General features: G+C 61.7%; 11 protein-coding genes. 9 read left to right on the plus strand and 2 right to left on the minus strand.

The window, feature by feature from the left end; genetic code table 11:
* Positions 1-43 precede the first annotated feature (43 nt).
* The 5 genes from ACILSR_RS26975 (at position 44) to ACILSR_RS26995 (ending at position 9,674) form a co-directional block, all read left to right on the plus strand.
* The gene (locus ACILSR_RS26975; protein WP_395752925.1) at positions 44-3,364 is read left to right on the plus strand and encodes a hypothetical protein; all 3,321 of its coding nucleotides are present in this window, start codon (positions 44-46) and stop codon (positions 3,362-3,364) included.
* Between the two features lie 71 nt (positions 3,365-3,435).
* Positions 3,436-6,888 carry a hypothetical protein gene (locus tag ACILSR_RS26980; protein ID WP_395752926.1) on the plus strand — a complete coding sequence of 1,151 codons (3,453 nt, stop codon included), beginning with the start codon at positions 3,436-3,438 and terminating at the stop codon, positions 6,886-6,888.
* A gap of 93 nt (positions 6,889-6,981) precedes the next feature.
* On the plus strand, positions 6,982-8,508 hold the full coding sequence (locus ACILSR_RS26985; protein WP_395752927.1) for a hypothetical protein: 1,527 nt from the start codon (positions 6,982-6,984) through the stop codon (positions 8,506-8,508).
* 75 nt (positions 8,509-8,583) lie between these two features.
* On the plus strand, positions 8,584-8,757 hold the full coding sequence (locus tag ACILSR_RS26990) for a hypothetical protein (RefSeq protein WP_395752928.1): 174 nt from the start codon (positions 8,584-8,586) through the stop codon (positions 8,755-8,757).
* A gap of 287 nt (positions 8,758-9,044) precedes the next feature.
* Complete coding sequence (locus tag ACILSR_RS26995) at positions 9,045-9,674, plus strand: hypothetical protein (RefSeq protein WP_395752929.1); 630 nt, start codon at positions 9,045-9,047, stop codon at positions 9,672-9,674.
* A 71-nt stretch (positions 9,675-9,745) separates the two neighbouring features.
* Here ACILSR_RS26995 and ACILSR_RS27000 read toward each other — a convergent pair whose 3' ends face one another.
* Entirely contained in the window at positions 9,746-9,988 is a 243-nt protein-coding gene (locus ACILSR_RS27000) for a hypothetical protein (RefSeq protein WP_395752930.1), read from the minus strand.
* Positions 9,989-10,208: 220 nt separating this feature from the next.
* Between ACILSR_RS27000 and ACILSR_RS27005 the strand changes: the two genes are divergently transcribed.
* From ACILSR_RS27005 to ACILSR_RS27020, 4 genes are all read left to right on the plus strand, one after another.
* Entirely contained in the window at positions 10,209-13,034 is a 2,826-nt protein-coding gene (locus tag ACILSR_RS27005) for a PSD1 and planctomycete cytochrome C domain-containing protein (protein WP_395752931.1), read from the plus strand.
* A 4-nt stretch (positions 13,035-13,038) separates the two neighbouring features.
* Positions 13,039-14,442: a DUF1501 domain-containing protein gene (locus tag ACILSR_RS27010; protein WP_395752932.1), complete on the plus strand. Its 1,404-nt coding sequence runs from the start codon at positions 13,039-13,041 to the stop codon at positions 14,440-14,442.
* A 157-nt stretch (positions 14,443-14,599) separates the two neighbouring features.
* Complete coding sequence (locus ACILSR_RS27015) at positions 14,600-14,773, plus strand: hypothetical protein (RefSeq protein ID WP_395752933.1); 174 nt, start codon at positions 14,600-14,602, stop codon at positions 14,771-14,773.
* Positions 14,774-14,830: 57 nt separating this feature from the next.
* Positions 14,831-14,968, plus strand: coding sequence for a hypothetical protein (locus tag ACILSR_RS27020; RefSeq protein WP_395752934.1), 138 nt, complete (start codon positions 14,831-14,833; stop codon positions 14,966-14,968).
* Positions 14,969-15,247: 279 nt separating this feature from the next.
* Here ACILSR_RS27020 and ACILSR_RS27025 read toward each other — a convergent pair whose 3' ends face one another.
* The gene (locus ACILSR_RS27025; RefSeq protein ID WP_395752935.1) at positions 15,248-17,452 is read right to left on the minus strand and encodes a CHAT domain-containing protein; all 2,205 of its coding nucleotides are present in this window, start codon (positions 17,450-17,452) and stop codon (positions 15,248-15,250) included.
* Positions 17,453-17,462 lie beyond the last annotated feature (10 nt).

The raw sequence follows: 17,462 nt of genomic DNA on the forward strand, positions 1-17,462 counted from the left end.
GTTTCAACAAAGTGCTTAAAGTAAAAGATATCCATTCGCGAGCATGAAAAGCAGAACTCTTTATCCCGTGGGCAGGTGGTGGTGGTTGATGATGTTGTTGATGGCCGGTCAGGCTCCGGGGGGGGAGCCGTTGTGGCGGGTGCCGCAGGCGAAGCCTTTCAACGAACGGACGACCAAGGTTGCGGTGGAGCAAGAGTTTGTTCCCACTCCCAAGCAGCAGAGCGACCGGCTCCTGTACTTCTCACGGCAGATCGACATCGTGAAGAAAGAGCTGGATGAATGGGGAACCATGGCCCTGGCCCCGTACCTGTTTGCGCCGGCAGAGGATGAAGCGTACACTCCGTTCAAGCTGGTGGGGGACGAAAAGATCAACTTCGGCACTCTCTACGGGGACTATGGCGAGGCCAACGGCAGCAGTCTCTTCATGCAGCAGACGGTTACGCGGGTGCAGGCCCAGGCCGCAGTGAATGCGGATGCCGTGGCTCAGGTGGTGGAGCAGGCCAAGACGGACATTTTCCGCGCCAACGCAGGACGGGCGGTCACGCAGAGCCAGGTGCTGCTGCAGCAGGCGCAAACCGCGGACACCCAGGCACGCGCGGACTATGACGCGGCCCGTGCGGCAGATGCGCTGGCGGCGCAGGCGGCCAGTGATGCGGTGGCGGAGCAGACGAAAGCGAAGGCGCAGGTGAAGGCGGCGTCAGACAAGGTGACCCTGCTGAGTCAAAACGGGGCGTCCTCACAGGCGGTGATGGATGCACAGCTGGAAAAACTCGACGCGGCGAAGGCGGCCGAGATCGCCACAGGGAATTTGGACAAGGCCAACACCAAAAAACAGGCGACTGCCCAGGCCGTGAGCGATGCGAAAAAGGTGGCGGACAGCGCAGCTGGAGAGCTGAACAAACAGGCCACGGCTCCGATTGACGTGCCGGGCAATGTGCCAGGCCCCGCAACGGCGGTCTCAGCGCCCGCCCTCAAGTCACCTACGGAGATGAGCGCGCAGGCCACGACGGGCCTCGGTACAATAGGTGCCAGCAGCGGGAGCATGCCGTCCACTCTGGCACCAACTGACAATGACAAGAAATCCGGCAGTTTTTCCCCCATGGCGCGGATCAATGCGGCGGCCTCGGCCTCGGCGGTGAAAAACATTCTCAGCTTTCTGGGCCACCCGGAGGCAGCGGCCGTTTTTGACGACCGCCGCATCCTGTTTGCGGTGAGCTCCATCAGCGTGGCACCGGGCTGGCGCACGAAGCAGGATTTCAAGGGGGTGATCAATGCGCAGGTCACGGCGAGCTACAAGCCGGCGGCAGCGGAGGCGGTGAGGGAGCTGCTGCGCAGCCCGGACCTGCCGATCGAACTGCGGGCGCGGCTGGCCAAGGACCACCGTGAGGTAATGACTGAGGCGCAGCGCCAGTTTTTCGACCAGTGGGAGGAGGACGGCGGCGAGCCCTATGAAGACGCGCAATGCAGTTCCTACCTCTCCAAGCCCGGTGCGAAAGCGGGGACGGTCTTTGTGCATGCGGTGTCCCCCATGGTGGACGCGCAGAACCTGGACCTGGCCTCCAGCATCGCCCGGCAGGATGAGGTGGCCTTGTTCCTGGCGGCCTCCCTGGCTCAGGCGGGCGTGGCTGGCGCGGGGAATTTCTTTTCCTCCTGGTCGCAGCAGAGGCGGAAGGATGTGGCCACACGCTCGACGCTGGCCACGGCCAACAGCTTCTCCACGGGCGACCACTTTGGCTTTGAGATCGGCACGCGGCTGCGCGGGCTGGATGATGACGATGCCAAGGGCAACAAGGCGGCGCAAACCCTGGACCGGCAAACCTTCCCGGTGCTGCTGATCCTGGGCATGAGCAAGGCGGATGCGAAACCCCACCTAGTGATGAAGCCGGACGATGACGGAAATCTCCGGCTGGATGTGGAGGAGCCGCAGGTGACCACCGCCTACTCCACCCACTGGTCCCGCACCCACCACGGCTGGTTTACCTTTATGCGCGCCCAGCGCCTGCCCACGGAGGCGTATGATGAGCAGCTGAAAAACGGGCGTGTGCGCGATGTGCTGATGCAGGAACTCGCGTGGATCCACGACCTGCGGCGGCGGGGGAAGCTGCCCTCGAAGAATGATTCTTTCCAGCAGTCGTACGATGAGACGCTGGAAGTCATGAAGCGGGAGGCCGACGGGCTGGTGAAGAGCCTGTATGGTTCGAATTTCGTGCTGCCCCTGCCTGCGCGGTGGCTTATGGGGTCTGGCGCTGGTCTGGACTCCGAGCTGTTTGACCCGAAAGCGCGCGTGGCCGGAGGTGAGGTGACCTTTGAGCCTGCCCTGCTGCGCTTTCCCGAGCTGGTGCCGGCCGCCAGCACCGTGACGCGCGTGCTGCTGCGCGGGCCCAACCTGCACCTGATCGATCCTGACAAGATCGAGGTCACCGGGAACTCCCACGTGAGCGTGAACACCAGCACCACGGACAAACTGTACCACGCCGCGCGTCTGCTGGGACGGGACGCCATCGCGGTGGACGTGCGGCTGGACAACACCACCGTGCATGGCGGGAAGATGCAGTTCCGGCTGCCTTACCGCGGGAAGGCGGCGACGGCGGCGAATGCGAGCACGGACCCGCTGGTGACGCCCGTGGTGGCGCAGACCAATTCGCTGGAGTTTGTGGTGGGTGCGGAGAAGCCTGCCGGAATTACGGCCTGGGCCACGCCAGAGGTGGTGCTCGGCGCCCCGGGCGCTGATGGCCAGGTGGAGCTGCGCGCGCTGATGACGGGAGACCACCTGGACAGGCTGGTGCCTGCCGGGAAGATCTACGGTCCCGGGCTGCAGGGGGAAATGGCGGACGTGGTGGTGCACCCGATCAACGAGACTTCCGCGTACATCTCCACGCGGCTGGCGCTGCAGCGGGGTGTCAGCGAGGGGAACCTGATCGTGCAGGGCACCTTCGGCGCCACTGGCCCCGCACTGCAGAAGGCGGTCTTCAGCCCGGCGCTGCATTTCAGCCTGCAGCGGCCGGCATTCCCCTCGGTGAAGGCGTGGCCAGAAGGACAGGAGACAGTGGTGGCTCTCGACAAGACCACGGGAGATGGCGTAAGCGGGAGCTTCCGCCTGGTGCTGCAGGGAGAGCGGCTGACTGGACTGGTCGCCACCGGAGTGGTGCATGGCGATGGCGAGCTGAAGGGGACGGCCAAACTGGAGCCGCGAGGTGATGATGCCGCCACGGTGATCGTGACCATCGAGAGCGGCAAGGCCGTCACGGGCTCAGCCTACCTGGAGTTATCCATCGCCGGCAATGGCTCTGATGCGGCAGCCTCCGCAGCCAAGCTGTACACGCCGCCCTTTGCCTTCCGCTTTGTGCAGCCGCCGCCGCAGTGAAGCCGCTCTCTTTTCCTTCGCCTCAGCTCGATCCTTCCGCGTCCGCCCACCTTTATCTCCGCCTCTTTTTTATGAATTACCGCTCTGCCATTGAAGGCCGCTGGTGCCAGAAGGCCTGCGTCATCCTGCTGCTGCCGGCGCTCACTCTCCACGCCGGCCCACCAGGGGCTGATGAGGCCTCCCAGCCCCCGCCGAAGCGGGGATTTCTAGAGAGGGTGCAGGCATGGTGGAGGGGCGGGAAGCCCGAGCCCCGCTCGGCAGGAGACGTCGTCCTGGACCAGGGGCGTGCGGCGGACGGCCTGAAGAAGGAGATGGACGAGTGGGGGACGATGGCCATAGCCCCCCTTCTCTATGCCCCCGGAGATCCCAGCTACTACAAGAAGGAAGGAGACGCGAATGACACGCGCCCGGCGCATCCCTTCCGGATGGAGGAGGGCACCGCACCGCAGGACGCGGCGGAGCAACTGACGCTCAACGGCCTGTACGGCGCGTACAATGTGGCCAACGGCCAGAGCCTCTTCGGACAGCGTACGCAGACGCGGGTGCTGGCGGAGGCGGGCGTGAAGGTGGACGCCGTGGCCCAGGCGGTGGAGACGGCGAAGATGGCCCTGTTTCAGGAAAACCTGTCCAAGGCCCGCCAGACCACCGTGAACAACCGTGCCGCCGCCGTGCAGAACACCCAGGAGCAGCAGGCGCGGATGGCCAAGGCGCAGGCCGCCGCAGACAAGGCGGACGCGGACCTGGAGGAGGCGCGCCGCGTGAAGACAGATGCCACCGTGGCGCGCATCCAGGCAGAAGGAGATGTGACGGTGGCCGGCCTCAAAAAGGACAATGCCGCCGCCGCCCTGAAGACCGCCACCGATGATCAGCAGGCCGCGGTGAAGAGGGAGGACGATGCCAAGGATGACCCTGCCAAACTGGCGCTCGCCACGGCAGACCGCATGAAGGCGGATGAAAACCTGGCCGCTGCCAAGGCGAACTATGATGCGGCCGTCGCGGATCAGCAGGCCAAGACCCTGCTGGTGCCTGGTGCGACGGCGCGGGAGACGAAGGCATCCGCTGATTTCACTGCCGTAGAAGAACGCCAGAAAGCGGCCAGCGCGGAGGCGGGCAGCGCACGCAGCGACCTGACCGCCGCCCGAAAGGCGGAACTGACCGCCGAGAATGCGCAAACGGATTTTCCCGACGCCAACCATGTGCCCAAGACCTCGGACATCAGCGATCCGCTGAATGCCGCCAAGCTTTCCGACATCAAAACCCTGATGGACAAGGTCAGTGACGTGGGGACGGTGGGGGGCAAGGACAAGCTCCTGCCGGCTGTGCCCACCGGCGCGGGCAGCTTCCCGCCCCTGGCCCGGATTAATGCGGCGGCGTCCGCGCTGACGGTGAAAAATATTCTGTCTTTCCTAGGCAATCCGGAGGCTGCCGCCGCCTTCGCGGACAAGCGCATCCTCTTTGGCGTGACGACGCTGAGCGTCAACCCTGGGTGGCGCACCAAGCAGGACTTCAAGGGCGTTATTGATGCGAAGCTGGTGGCGAAGCCGATCCGTGCGCGGGATGAGACGATCCGGGAAATGGTGAACTGCGCCGACTATCCCATCGGCTTGCGCGCCGCCATTGCTCACAGCTACCCGCGCGCGCTCACGGAGGAGCAGCGCCAGTTTTTCAAGCACAAAAAGGATTTCACCTTTAAGGAGTGCCAGGCTTATTCCCAGCCGCCGCGGCAGAACATGACGCTCATGGTGCATGCGGTGTCCCCCATGGTGGACGCGCAGAACCTGGACTTGGCCTCCAGCATCGCCCGGCAGGACGAAGTGGCGCTGTACCTCTCCGCCACCTTGGCCCAGGCGGGCGCGGCAGGTGCTGGGAATCTCTTCACCTCCTGGGCAAAGGAACGGCGGAAGGATGTGGCCACACGCTCGACGATGGCCACGGCCAACAGCTTCTCCATGGGCGACCACTTTGGCTTTGAGATCGGCACGCGGCTGCGCGGGCTGGATGATGACGATGCCAAGGGCAACAAGGCGGCGCAAACCCTGGACCGGCAGACCTTCCCGGTGCTGCTGATCCTGGGCATGAGCAAGGCGGACGCCATGCCGACGCTGGAGGTCGAACAGGTGAAGGGCGGCTTCAGGTTTAACATCTATGAACCCCACATCGTCCTCGACTACTCCGCACGCTGGTCGCGCACCCACCACTCCATGTGGACGGCCTGGTACAAGCCCAACCGCTCCCCTAGCGACGGCTATGCAGAGGTGCTGAAAAACGGACGAGTGTTTGAACGAGCGGAGACGGATTTCAAAACGGCTGTGTGGCCCGAAAAGGGCAGCCCGTACAGACGCGCCATCCATGACACGAAAGACAATGTCTCGCGCGAGCTCGATTCGCTGGAAAAGGGCCTGTACGGCGCAGGCTATGACCAGGGTCTGCCCGCCAAATGGATGCTGAACACCCCGTCCACGGTCACGCTTTTCGACCCCGACGCCAAGGTGAACCCGCACCGGCTGAGCATCACCCCGCCGAGACTGGAGTTTACCGGCATCGACGAGGCCGGGGAGCTGACGGTGATCCTGCGGGGCGAAAATCTCAATGCCGTGAATCCCGAAGGCATCGAGGTGGTGGGAGCCGGAGTCAGGGTGAAACCTGCCAGCCGGAAGGTGCGTTCCCAAGACTCGCTGAGCCTGACCCTGCAGGCCACAGGTACCGCAGCCACTGGCAAGGTGGCCTTCGTGCTGCCCTATGCTTCCAGCAAGGACTCGATGAAGCCCGACGAGATCGACTTTATCCGGGGCTCGGAGACGACCGACGAGATCGGCTTTGAACTGAAGGACCATGAGCTGCCGGTGATCGCGGAAGGGGCGGAGGCAGACCTGATCTTCACCGGGGGCTATAACGCGACCACGAAACACTGGAGCAAACAGGTCTCCCTGCTGCTGAAGGGCACCCGGCTGGACCGGCTGCCAAACAGTGGCACTCTGCGGGGCTCCGGACTGTTTGCTGGCACCCAGCCGGTGGAGGTGCAGGTGACCAAAAAGGGGCCGTATGCGGCGGAGATCAGTTTTCTGCTGGAGACAGACAAGGGGGTGGGGCAGATCTTCTTTGAGTTTCCCGCCGTTGCCGGCAGCCAGATCCACCGCGTGTACAGTTCGCCGGTGAACTTTTCCTTTGCGGATGCCAACCCGGACATCACGCCCTGGACGCCGGAGGAACTCGAGACGCGCCTGGTGCATGCCACGGGCAATGATAATGACGGCTACACCGCAAGCCTGGCCGTCATGGTCAAAGGCAGCGGCCTGAAGCAGGTGACCACCGCGACGCTGGGGGGGGACTTCACCGGCACAGCCGAGGTGGTTGCCAACCCGGAAGCGCTGGTGGTCACCATCAAGATCCGCGATGCCTTCCGCAAGCCCACGCCGGCAGGCAAGCCCGCGCCCAAAGAGGATGGCAAGCTCTACCTTGCCTTTCCCAAGCCGGGCGGTGGCACCCTGGCCACCGGGCCTCTGTCTCTCAAACTCGTGCCGTAAACCTCCTGTAAATCCGCAGCCCGTTTCACTGCCTGTGGCTCCGCCATCCACTCCACCCGCCCCGGCAGCCTCCACCCTCAGCCCTGACAGATTATGAGCAAAGACAAGAAGCGCCCCGCCCGCAAGAAGACTCCGAAAACCTCGGCCCCTCGCCCGGTGTCCCAGCGCGTGTGGACTCGTGGAATGGACGCCATTCTTGAAGAGGCGAATGCTGGCACTGAGGACGAGGGCGGCGGTGTCGTCGTGGATGAAAGGCCATCGGGAAATCCTGACGCTGTCCGCCCTCACACTGGGCGGAGCAGGCGCTCCTCCGCCCGCCGCCTGCTGGGAGCTGAAGAACCTGAAGATGATGAGGGAGATGACGGAGATGAAGGCGGGGTTGTCGTGGATGACCGGCCACCGGGGAATCCAGATGCCGTCCGCGGCCACACGGGGCGCGGGGCCAGGCACGCTGTCAGACCGCTTGTGCTTCATATCGGCGGAGTCGTGGCGGATAACAGGCCGGCGGGGAATCCCGACGCCGTCCGTAACCACACCGACACCTCGTCCTCAAAACACTTGGCTGCCGTGCCAGACGATCTTCTTGGCCTGGGATGCATGCGAGACCACGCGGACCACCGGGACTTTGCCATCGCCCACATGGTCACGCATTCCAAGCAAGGCTGCCAGCGACTGCGCGATTATCATGAGGCAGAAAGCCGGCGCGGACAGAAGGCTGTGCGGGGCGGAAGCAGCCGTGACTCGAATGCGCGAGAGACGACCCGGCAGCGACTGGGAGACCTGCTCACGTCGGAGGGGGGGCGGCAGGACCTGCGCTCCAAGCTGCCACCGGTAAGCCATCAAGGCGCGGTGCAGAACTGCACGGCGCACAGCGTGCTCGCCATGGCGGAATATCATCTTCTGTTCAACCAGGGAAAGAAAAATGAGCACCGCGGCGGAAGCCCTGCCCGCAAGCCAGACATGCCCTCAACCGATCCCTTCGCCCGTCTCTTTCTGTACAAGGTGGCGCGGGAAATCCTCGGCGTGAGCCAGGACGTCGGCTGCACACTGCGGGCATCCGTCAAAGCCATGCGCACCTTCGGCTGTCTGAGGGAGAGAAACTGGCCCACCTCTCTGAAAAATCTCAACCGTAACCCCACCATCGCCGAACTCGAAGTGGCGCGTCGTATCGAACCGCTCAGTTACTGCCGGCTCGACCACCCCGGCCATGATGGCCAGGCCACCTTGGAAAAGCTGCTCTTCTGCCTGGCAGACGGCTACCCGGTCGCCTTTGGCCTCTCCATCTATGACTCGATTGATGAGATGACCTCGAACCACATCATTCCTTTTCCAGGGAACGACTCCCGCGTCATCGGCGGCCATACCGTCCTCGCGGTGGGTTACCGCTTCAAGCCGGCGAAAAAGAAAAAAGGCGCCCGGAAGCGGGACGCGGAGCCGTCGCGGGACGCTGATGAAAACGATCCCCTCGATGGCGAAATCCTCATCCGCAATTCCTGGGGAGCCGACTGGGGAGACGGCGGCCATGCCTGGCTGCCCTTCCGCTACATCACCGACCACCTGTCCTTCGATTTTTGGGTCCAGTACACCGCCTCCTCATTGGCCCACAACGCTTCTGCCTAGTCCTCCCCGGACCACCGCCAGCCCGCCGCTGTGTAGGCGATCAGGCAGCATAGTCACCCATCTCATTTTCACCTTATGAAAGCCCTCATCTCGCTTGGTGTTTTGTTTTGCCTGCTGGGTTTCACACTCGCGCAAGCGCCAGCTCCAGCGCCAGCCGGCACTCCTCCCAAAAAGCCTGAGACGGAAGAAAAAAAGGTTCAGGAGTCATCCCCTCCCATTGAACTCTACGTTCCTGACGGCCAGCTGTGAAACCACCTCATCCGGGTTTACATCACAACCGTTATTCCATCAGCTGATGCAGTCTCCCTGACCTTGAAGCCTGTTGGCAGCAATTTTGTTAAATCTGAAAAGGACTGGCCCATCGGCCCCCCGGTGGCCATTGCTCAACATGTATGCTGGACCAGGCCGGCCACGGTTGAAGAAAAAAATCACAGCACCTGGAGTCGATTCAGCTGAGAGGCACGCTCCTTCTCTTTGACGTCAACGAGTCTATACCCGTTTTCTTATCACCGTGGAGGATTCGCACGAACGCCATCTTGCATTGGGTTCCCAAAGAATCAGAGACCCGCTGGCCTCAGGACGGATCCACCGCCGCGATAAGCACCCAGGAAATCGGGATAGCCAGCGGGCCGGTGTGCGCCTCCTGGGCATTGGCGCTGGTGATCATATGTATATGCAGCATTGCCGGCCTCACCCGAAAAACCACCGGATCTTTTTTGGGATTTTTAAAAGAACCGGATGATTACCCAAACGCCACCCCGGGAGGCACCCACTTTTCCTTGTGGAGTGTCCAGCTCATGCTCTGGACCATCGCCATCAGCGCGATGGTCCTCGCAGTTACCAACATGAAATCTGGAAATGTCGTCATCCCGGAGCAGCTGCTGGTTTTAATGGGCTTGTCCCTCACCACCAGCGGAATTGTTGTGGCGAGAAAAGATAAAGGCCCGACGTCTGCCGGATTTCTGGAAGTGTATGACGATGAAATCGGTCGCAAAACATTTTCGATCGCAAAAGCCCAGATGTTAGTCTGGACCCTGCTGACAATTTCGTTGTTTGTGATCAAAAGTTGGATGGATGGAGAGCTTTGGGAAATGCCATGGGTATTAGTTGGATTGATGGGTTTTAGCCAGGCTGGCTATGTAGCTCCTAAGGTTGCAGACAAATAAGGTCATCAAGGGCAAGGGATGTTGTCCGCACTGATTTGGGTACCGGTAATTGTCATTGGCGAGGGTAATACTCATCTCGATTGGCGACTATCACCCGTGCTGACACGCAGCCAGTCAGCAGAAATGGCAGCACAAGCCGCCGCCGCACGCCTTCCACACTCCATTTCGACCACCCGGCAGGCCTTTTTTAGGCTGGCAACTGCCCTTTCACGGCCCTTGGCGCTCAAGTCGTGGAAGCAGCGCTGCAAATCCCGCGTTCCCATGGGGTCATTGTCTTTCAATTTGGCCAGGATCACCTCTTCTAGTTCCGCCATGGGAGTTCGCCGACCCGCGGAAAGGCGAGGTGAGGCAAAGACGCCAAGCTGCTGATGGCATGTGTTTCGCCCACTCTTTGGTGTCAATAATTGGCTGTGGGTGACCGTAGTTCTTTGGCTGCTCTGACGCCATGATCCCCGCCCTTCCCCACACCCACCGCAGTTTCATTCAAACGGCCACCGCAGCCTCGACGGCAGCGGTGTCGGGTCTGACGAACATTTGCCATCCATCTGCTGCCGCCCGATCCTTAGCGACAACTGCTTTTACTGCCACGGACCGGATAAAAACCACCGCAAGGGCGATCTGCGGCTCGATGCACGTGAGGAGCTGATCAAGCTGGGTCCGCAGACGCTGATCGAACGCATCACCACCACCGATGCCGACGACCTCATGCCGCCGGCGGATTCGCACAAGAAGCTCTCGAGCAAGCAAAAGGACACTCTGAAGCAGTGGATCGCCGAAGGAGCAAAGTATGAACTGCATTGGGCTTTTGTGCCGCCGGTGAAGCCGAAGTCCGGCAACTCCATCGACGATTTCATCCGTGCGGAGTTGCGGAGGAAAGGACTGCAGCCTGCGCCGAGGGCACCCCTGGAGACGCTGATACGGAGGCTGTCATTGGACCTCACTGGACTGCCGCCCATGCAGGACAATCAGACAAGGAGAGAGGCAGACAAAGGGCAGGGCTCGTTGTCTTCCTACGAACAGCAGGTGGACGCTCTCCTCGCCTCCCAGCACTACGGCGAGCACATGGCGGTTGACTGGCTGGACGCGGCACGTTTTGCGGACACCAACGGCTATCAGGTGGATCGTGACCGCGAGTTGTGGCCATGGCGGGACTGGGTGATCAAGGCCTTCAATGCGAACATGCCGTTCGACCAGTTCACCATCGAGCAGATCGCGGGTGATTTGCTGCCAGATGCGACGCTGGACCAAAAGATCGCCACCGGCTTTCATCGCAATCACATGCTGAACGAGGAGGGAGGCATCATCGCGGAGGAGTTCCTCGCCGAATACACCGCCGACCGCGTGGAGACGACCGCTGCCGTCTGGCTGGGCCAGACCTTCAACTGCGCCCGCTGCCACGATCACAAGTTCGATCCCTTCACGCAGCGTGACTTCTACGCGATGAAGGCCTTCTTCCACAATGTGCCCGAGAAAGGCGTGGGCCTTTACAGCAATCCCATCCGCACGAACGCGCCGCCCTTCGTCAAACTGCCCGCACCGGAGTCGGAGGCTCAAATCACTGCGCTGAATGCGAAGCTCAAACCCGTCGAGGACAAGCTCAAAGGCCTCGCGGCGAGTGATCTCGAACCATGGGCAAAGAGACTCGCTGCCACGAAGATCGACTGGCAGCCACTTGATCCGCTGAAAGCCACCGGTGGGGACAATCCGCCACAAATCGCTGACAAGGCCGTGTTGGTCGGCCCGCAGGAAACCCGGGCCAACAACATCGTGATTAAAACGAAGCTGCCGGCGGGGAAAGTGACCGCCATGCGGCTGGAATGCTCCACCACAGCTCCCTCTGCCAGCTTTCAATGGAGCGGACTCAATATCGGCAAGAGCAAGCTCCACGCCATCGACGCCGCACACGCGAGCGTGCTCGACAACGACCGCAAAACCCGCTCCGTGCTCTCCGTGGCACCGAACAAGCCTGTGCAGGCGCTTTTCGAGCTGGCATCGCCTCTCGAAGGTTCCGAGGTGGTAATCACCATCGGTGTCGAGAATGCCGGCGGGCCTTCGCAGTGGCGGCTCTATGCCACCACGAGCGCTGCTGACCTCATCGCGCCTGCCAGCGTCGTCACCATCGCAGAAAAAGAGCCGGCCAGGCGAACAACAGCCGAGCGCAAGCAGCTCATGGATTTCCGGCTTGCGCAGATGCCTGAGCACCGTCGCCTGAGTGAAGAAGCGGCCGCTTTGAAGAAGCAGATCGCCGCCGCGGAAGCGGAGATTCCCACCACGCTGGTCATGGAGGAGCAGAAGGAGATGCGTCCCACGTTCATCTTGACGCGTGGTGCCTATGACAAGCCGGGTGAAAAGGTCACCGCCGCCACGCCAGCAGTTTTGCCCGCTCTCGCCGCCGATCTTCCGCGCAACCGCCTCGGCCTCGCCAGATGGCTCGTGAGCCGCGAGAACCCGCTCACGGCCCGCGTGATCGTGAACCGATTCTGGCAGCATTTTTTCGGCACCGGCCTCGTGCGCACCAGCGAGGATTTTGGCTCCCAGGGCGAACCGCCGAGCCATCCGGAGCTGCTCGACTGGCTCGCGGTGACGTTTCAAGAAAGCGGCTGGGATGTGAAGAAGCTGGTGAAGCTGATCGTGACGAGCGAGACCTACCAGCAGAGTTCTCAGTTTTCGGTTTCAAGTGCGGAGCTGGACCCGATGAACAGGCTGCTTTCCCGCGGCCCGCGTCATCGCCTGAGCGCGGAAGTGATTCGCGATCAAGCTTTGGCCGCCAGCGGGCTGCTCGTGGAGAAGATCGGCGGCCCGAGCGTGAAGCCGTACCACCCGCCTGGTCTTTACGAGCAGGTCGTCGCCCAGCGTGACAATCCCAAGGCAACCTACCAGCAAGGCAGCGGCGACGATCTGCACCGGCGCAGCCTGTACACCTACTGGAAGCGCAGCGTGCCGCACCCCGGCATGCTGCTCTTTGACGCGCCTTTCCGCGAGACCTGCGCCCTCCGCCGCTCGCGCTCGAACACGCCGCTGCAGGCGCTCAATTTGATGAACGACCCGACCTATGTCGAAGCCGCCCGCTTCCTTGCGCAGCGCATGATCAAGAACGGTGGGACCAGCATCGAGTCCCGGCTCACGCATGGCTTCGGGGTTCTCCTCGCCCGGAAGCCGCGCCCGCAGGAACTCCAGGTACTCACCGCCGCCGTTGAGCGATCCCTGAAAGACTTTGCGCAAGACCCGGAAGCCGCCAAACAGCTCCTGACCGTGGGTGAAGCCAAAACCGACGACAAACTGAACCCCGTGGAACTCGCCGCCTACACCACAGCCGCCAGCACGCTGATCAATCTCGACGAAACCATCACCAAGGAGTGACCTCATGAGCACCGAATCCTCCCTCGCCCCCTTTTCGCGTCGCAACTGGCTGAAGAGCCTCGCCATGGCGTCACTTGCGAATCCGAAACTCTTTGCCACGCCAGCGGCTCACTTTGCGCCGAAGGCGAAACGCATCATCTGGCTCACGCAGGCGGGTGCGCCTTCTCAGCTCGACCTGTTTGATTACAAACCGGGGCTCGCCTCGCAGTTCGACAAGGATATGCCCAACTCCGTGCGTGGCGAGCAGCGGCTCACGGGCATGACAGCGGGGCAGAAGCGCTTCCCCATCGCACCTTCGGTGTTCAAGTTTGCGCAGCACGGCCAGAGCGGCATGTGGCTGAGCGAGCTGCTGCCGCACACGTCTAAGTTTGCCGATGAGATCTGCCTCATCCGCTCGCTGCATACGGAGGCCATCAACCACGATCCAGCGATGACGCTGCTGCAAACGGGGCACCAAATCGGCGGGCGGCCGGCCTTCGGCGCCTGGGTGTCGTACGGCCTCGGCTCTGACAACGCGGATCTGCCCGCGTTTGTGGCGCTCATCTCGCGACCCAGCGGCCCCACGAACGCGCAACCCCTGCACGAACGCATGTGGGGCAGCGGTTTTCTGCCCTCGAAGTATCAGGGTGTGCGCATGAGCTCCGGCAAAGACCCCGTGCTTTTCCTTTCCAATCCGCCCGGCATCACCACGGAGCGCCGCCGTGCCATGCTCGACGATGTCTCCGCGCTGAACCGCCTCAAGTTTGCCGACTACCACGATCCCGAAACGCAGGCGCGCATTGACCAATACGAGATGGCCTTCCGCATGCAGTCTGCCGTGCCCGACCTCGCCGATCTCTCCAAAGAACGCGGCGACATCTACGAGCGCTATGGCCCTGAATCGAAGAAACCCGGCACCTACGCTGCGAACTGCATCCTCGCCCGCCGACTCGCCGAGCGCGGGGTGCGCTTCATCCAGCTCTACCATCGTGGCTGGGACCAGCACAACAACCTCCCCAGCGGCATCAAGAGCCAGTGCCACGACACCGACCAGCCCACCGCAGCGCTGCTGGCCGAGCTTAAGGAGCGTGGGATGCTGGACGACACGCTCGTCATCTGGGGCGGCGAGTTTGGACGCACGGTCTATTCGCAGGGCGTGCTCACCCAGGACAATCACGGCCGCGATCACCACCCGCGCTGCTACAGCGTCTGGATGGCCGGTGCCGGTGTGAAAGGCGGCCACGTCCACGGCGAGACGGACGACTTCAGCTACAACATCGTCAAGGATCCGGTGCACATCCACGACCTCAACGCCACCGCCCTGCACCTCCTCGGCCTTGACCACACCCGCCTTACCTACCGCTTCCAGGGCCGCGACTACCGCCTCACGGACATCCATGGCGAGGTCGTCAAAGATGTGCTGGCCTAGATTCACCCCCATGAAATGCACTTCTCCAGAGAGGGATGGAAGAACCTTGCCGGTCGGCCTGGCTCTGCGCCGCACCGCAAACCATGACCAGAATCGTATCCGTCCCTGGTTAAGCAAAGGAAACCCAAACATTCGCCAATCTGCGAACTAATGGAATGTGCCCGACGAATCACGAGTGAAGTTTGTGGAAGAACTTTGGCAGCACCTCATCAAAGATACCCGCGTGCTGGTCGAAACCCGGTTGCTCAGCCCCAAGAATGAAGTGCTGTCAGGCTGCCAAGATGCTCACCAGATTGATGGCGACATTCTCCTCATCTCAGCCGCGGAATAGCGCGGAATCCACCGTTGCAAGACCTGCCGCCAAACCATCAACAGGCAGCCACCTCTGATGAAGTGTCAGGCTCACAACTGCAAAGGTGAGGTGGAATGGGAGGACGAGCGCGAGGACATCTACGACCTTCAGGTCCTCGATGGAGACTTCCCCATGATGCGCCCGCGTGAGCGCTCTGCGCAGGCTGGCCCTTAGATGATGCCCTAGTCGTCTCCGAGGAGATGCTCGCTGACACTATCAATACCGCTGCCGCTGAACTCCAGGACATCATCAACCGAATCTGGACACGTCTAAAGTTAAAACCGTGAAATGGTGGTCGATCTTCCCCCCGCCGCTTCAGCCTCATCCACCAGAGGTGGGCATTTTTGGGTGGATAAATTCAACGCGAGTTGGTTGGTCTCATCGGTCAATGTCTGGAGGGTGACCATGCGCAGTGACAACACCAAAGCGTTGCCTCAGCATTGCAACAAGTCTTCACGACTCGGAATGAACAAAGTCCAGCAGTGTTTTGATGGCCTTGTACCGTGCTTTCCCCAGTTTTTGGGATTGCGATTTCGTCAGCTTGCCGGCCTGTTCCAGCGCTAATTTTCCGGCTCTGATCTGGGCCTGAATTACTCGATCGACAGCTGCAGTGATCCTGAGATGTCCGGTGATGTGAGCCAGACTGCGCTGATCATTGTAAAAGCCGGCGGTGTGGATGGGATGTGCGGGATCGTCGTCGTCCTCTCCTGCGGGGATGTCCGTGAGGACGTCCAGCAGCCCGAGCGCCAGATGGTTGGTCAGGGCGGCTTTGAACCGGTCCGCCTCCAGCGGAGGGGCGAACCCCCAGGTGGAAAAGAGCACCACCCGTTTATGGTTAAAGTAGTAGAGGGCGGTTTCCTTCCCATCCATCAGGGGGAGATCGGTAATGCAGAAAAGTACATCCGCATTAAAGGCTTCCCCCCTCATTTTCTCGAGCGGTTTCACAATGCCTTCGGCGCTCATGAAACCGCTTTTCCTGCTCACTTTCCACACGCTGGCGGGGATGCGGCGGCGCTTGAGGGTGAAGCCAAATTCTGGCTGGACATCATTGAGCATGACGAGTGTCTCCCCGAGCTTTTCGGCATGGGAGATGGCGGGGGAGGTGCACCATACGACCACTTTCATTTGCGCGGGATTGCGGGACATGCGGCGGATCAGCGTCTCGGGAGCCACGGGACTCACGGGCTTGAGCGGGCTGATCTTGTACGGGCGTCTGGCGCAGAGCGTGGCGTTCGGGTTGCGTGCAAACAGAACGGGCACCGCCCAGTCCATGGGTTCGGCCTCGTCCGAAATACTGACGGCGATGCGCGCCTCCCGCATTGCGTCCGCGATGTTCAGACCGTGGGCGAGGCATTCGTAAAAGCACAGGGAGAAAAGGGAGGCCAGCTTGTCCACAACGGAATACTGATTGGCCACCACAGCGGGGACGCCCTCCCTGGCAAGCTCGATGGCCACGCCGCGGTTGTAGTTGGCCCCGCGGCTCATGTTCTCCCCGTCGTTGCCGAAGCCGGTGCCGGTTTCACAGGCATTGAGGAACACGATGCGGATGCCGCGGAGGCGCAAAATGCTGACCAGCTCCCTGGCAGTGAGATGGCGGGCCGCTCCGTTCTCGTCTTCAAACTCCACGAGGCCTCCCTGTTTTTTATCGTAATAGCCGTGGCCGATGAAATGGAAGACGTCGTATTCGGCCAGGCCTTCGGTGGTGCGAAGGCAGGAGTGCAGCTCTTCGGGGGTGCAGCGTACGATGACATCGACCTTGACCAGTCCTTTATCAATCAGGTCCCGGAAGGAGTCTTTGATGCGCTGGATCTCCTGCTCGTCTGAAATGGCGGAGGCTCCCAACGCCTGGGCGGATGCCACGAGGATGCGCAGCACGGGGGGCTTTCGCAGAATGCGGTCTGCCGGCGTGGGCGTGAGCACATTGCGCAAAAAGCGAACGTTGGTCAGGGAGAGGAAGTTCTCAATGCCGGGATCATAGACCATCTCCCATGGCAGGTCGGAGAGCCAGGGCAGCATGGAGGTGAAGATGATGCTCACCCGTTTGCGCTCGTCGCGGTTTTGCACCGCATCGTAGAGCCGCCGCACTTCTCCGGTGAACAGCACCTCGAACAGCCACGTGCCGAGGACCTTCAGGAACTCCGAGTCAGGCGTGGCAAACTCACGAGTCTCATTGCCAACCTGCACAGACAATGGCGTCGGGTCGGCGCCATTGGTGTAGGCGACCATGAACTGCTGCATCCTGATGATCTCGAAGAAGCGTCTGCCGGCGTTTGTCTTGTCATTGTTACTCCAGATATCGGGGTGTGTCGCGGCGGTGGCCGCGGGCGCGGTGTTACGTGTGTAGAGAGGCTGTGCCACGCGTGCGCTGCCGCACTGGGCCAGCAGGAGCGTCGAGGGCATCTCAGCATCGAACTTATCAGGGCGCTCGGATGAGATCGCCGTCAGGTACAGTGTGTCCTGATCGTCCCATCCCGCCAGAGACAGCGCCAGCCCGGCGTCGTCGCCACTTCCCTCCAGAGTTGCAACGGCTTCAGTGATGGACGAGGTTTTTTTTGCCTCCGGTTTTTTCCTGCCCGAAGTCTTCCCGCCAGCGGCAGAATTCGCCCAAGCATCCTCACGGCGGGCTACCTTCTTATGTGGTCTTTTTTGTGCGGCCATAAGATGATGG

Origin of the sequence: Prosthecobacter sp. (assembly GCF_044222565.1) — a bacterium.
Classification (GTDB): domain Bacteria; phylum Verrucomicrobiota; class Verrucomicrobiia; order Verrucomicrobiales; family Verrucomicrobiaceae; genus Prosthecobacter.

Bases quoted from the DNA above. Each gene is read 5' to 3' on its own strand.
- ACILSR_RS26990 (WP_395752928.1), top strand. From the start codon at position 8,584: ATGAAAGCCCTCATCTCGCTTGGTGTTTTGTTTTGCCTGCTGGGTTTC.
- ACILSR_RS26985 (WP_395752927.1), top strand. From the start codon at position 6,982: ATGAGCAAAGACAAGAAGCGCCCCGCCCGCAAGAAGACTCCGAAAACC.
- ACILSR_RS26980 (WP_395752926.1), top strand. From the start codon at position 3,436: ATGAATTACCGCTCTGCCATTGAAGGCCGCTGGTGCCAGAAGGCCTGC.
- ACILSR_RS27010 (WP_395752932.1), top strand. From the start codon at position 13,039: ATGAGCACCGAATCCTCCCTCGCCCCCTTTTCGCGTCGCAACTGGCTG.
- ACILSR_RS27020 (WP_395752934.1), top strand. From the start codon at position 14,831: ATGAAGTGTCAGGCTCACAACTGCAAAGGTGAGGTGGAATGGGAGGAC.
- ACILSR_RS26975 (WP_395752925.1), top strand. From the start codon at position 44: ATGAAAAGCAGAACTCTTTATCCCGTGGGCAGGTGGTGGTGGTTGATG.
- ACILSR_RS27000 (WP_395752930.1), bottom strand. From the start codon at position 9,988: ATGGCGGAACTAGAAGAGGTGATCCTGGCCAAATTGAAAGACAATGAC.
- ACILSR_RS27025 (WP_395752935.1), bottom strand. From the start codon at position 17,452: ATGGCCGCACAAAAAAGACCACATAAGAAGGTAGCCCGCCGTGAGGAT.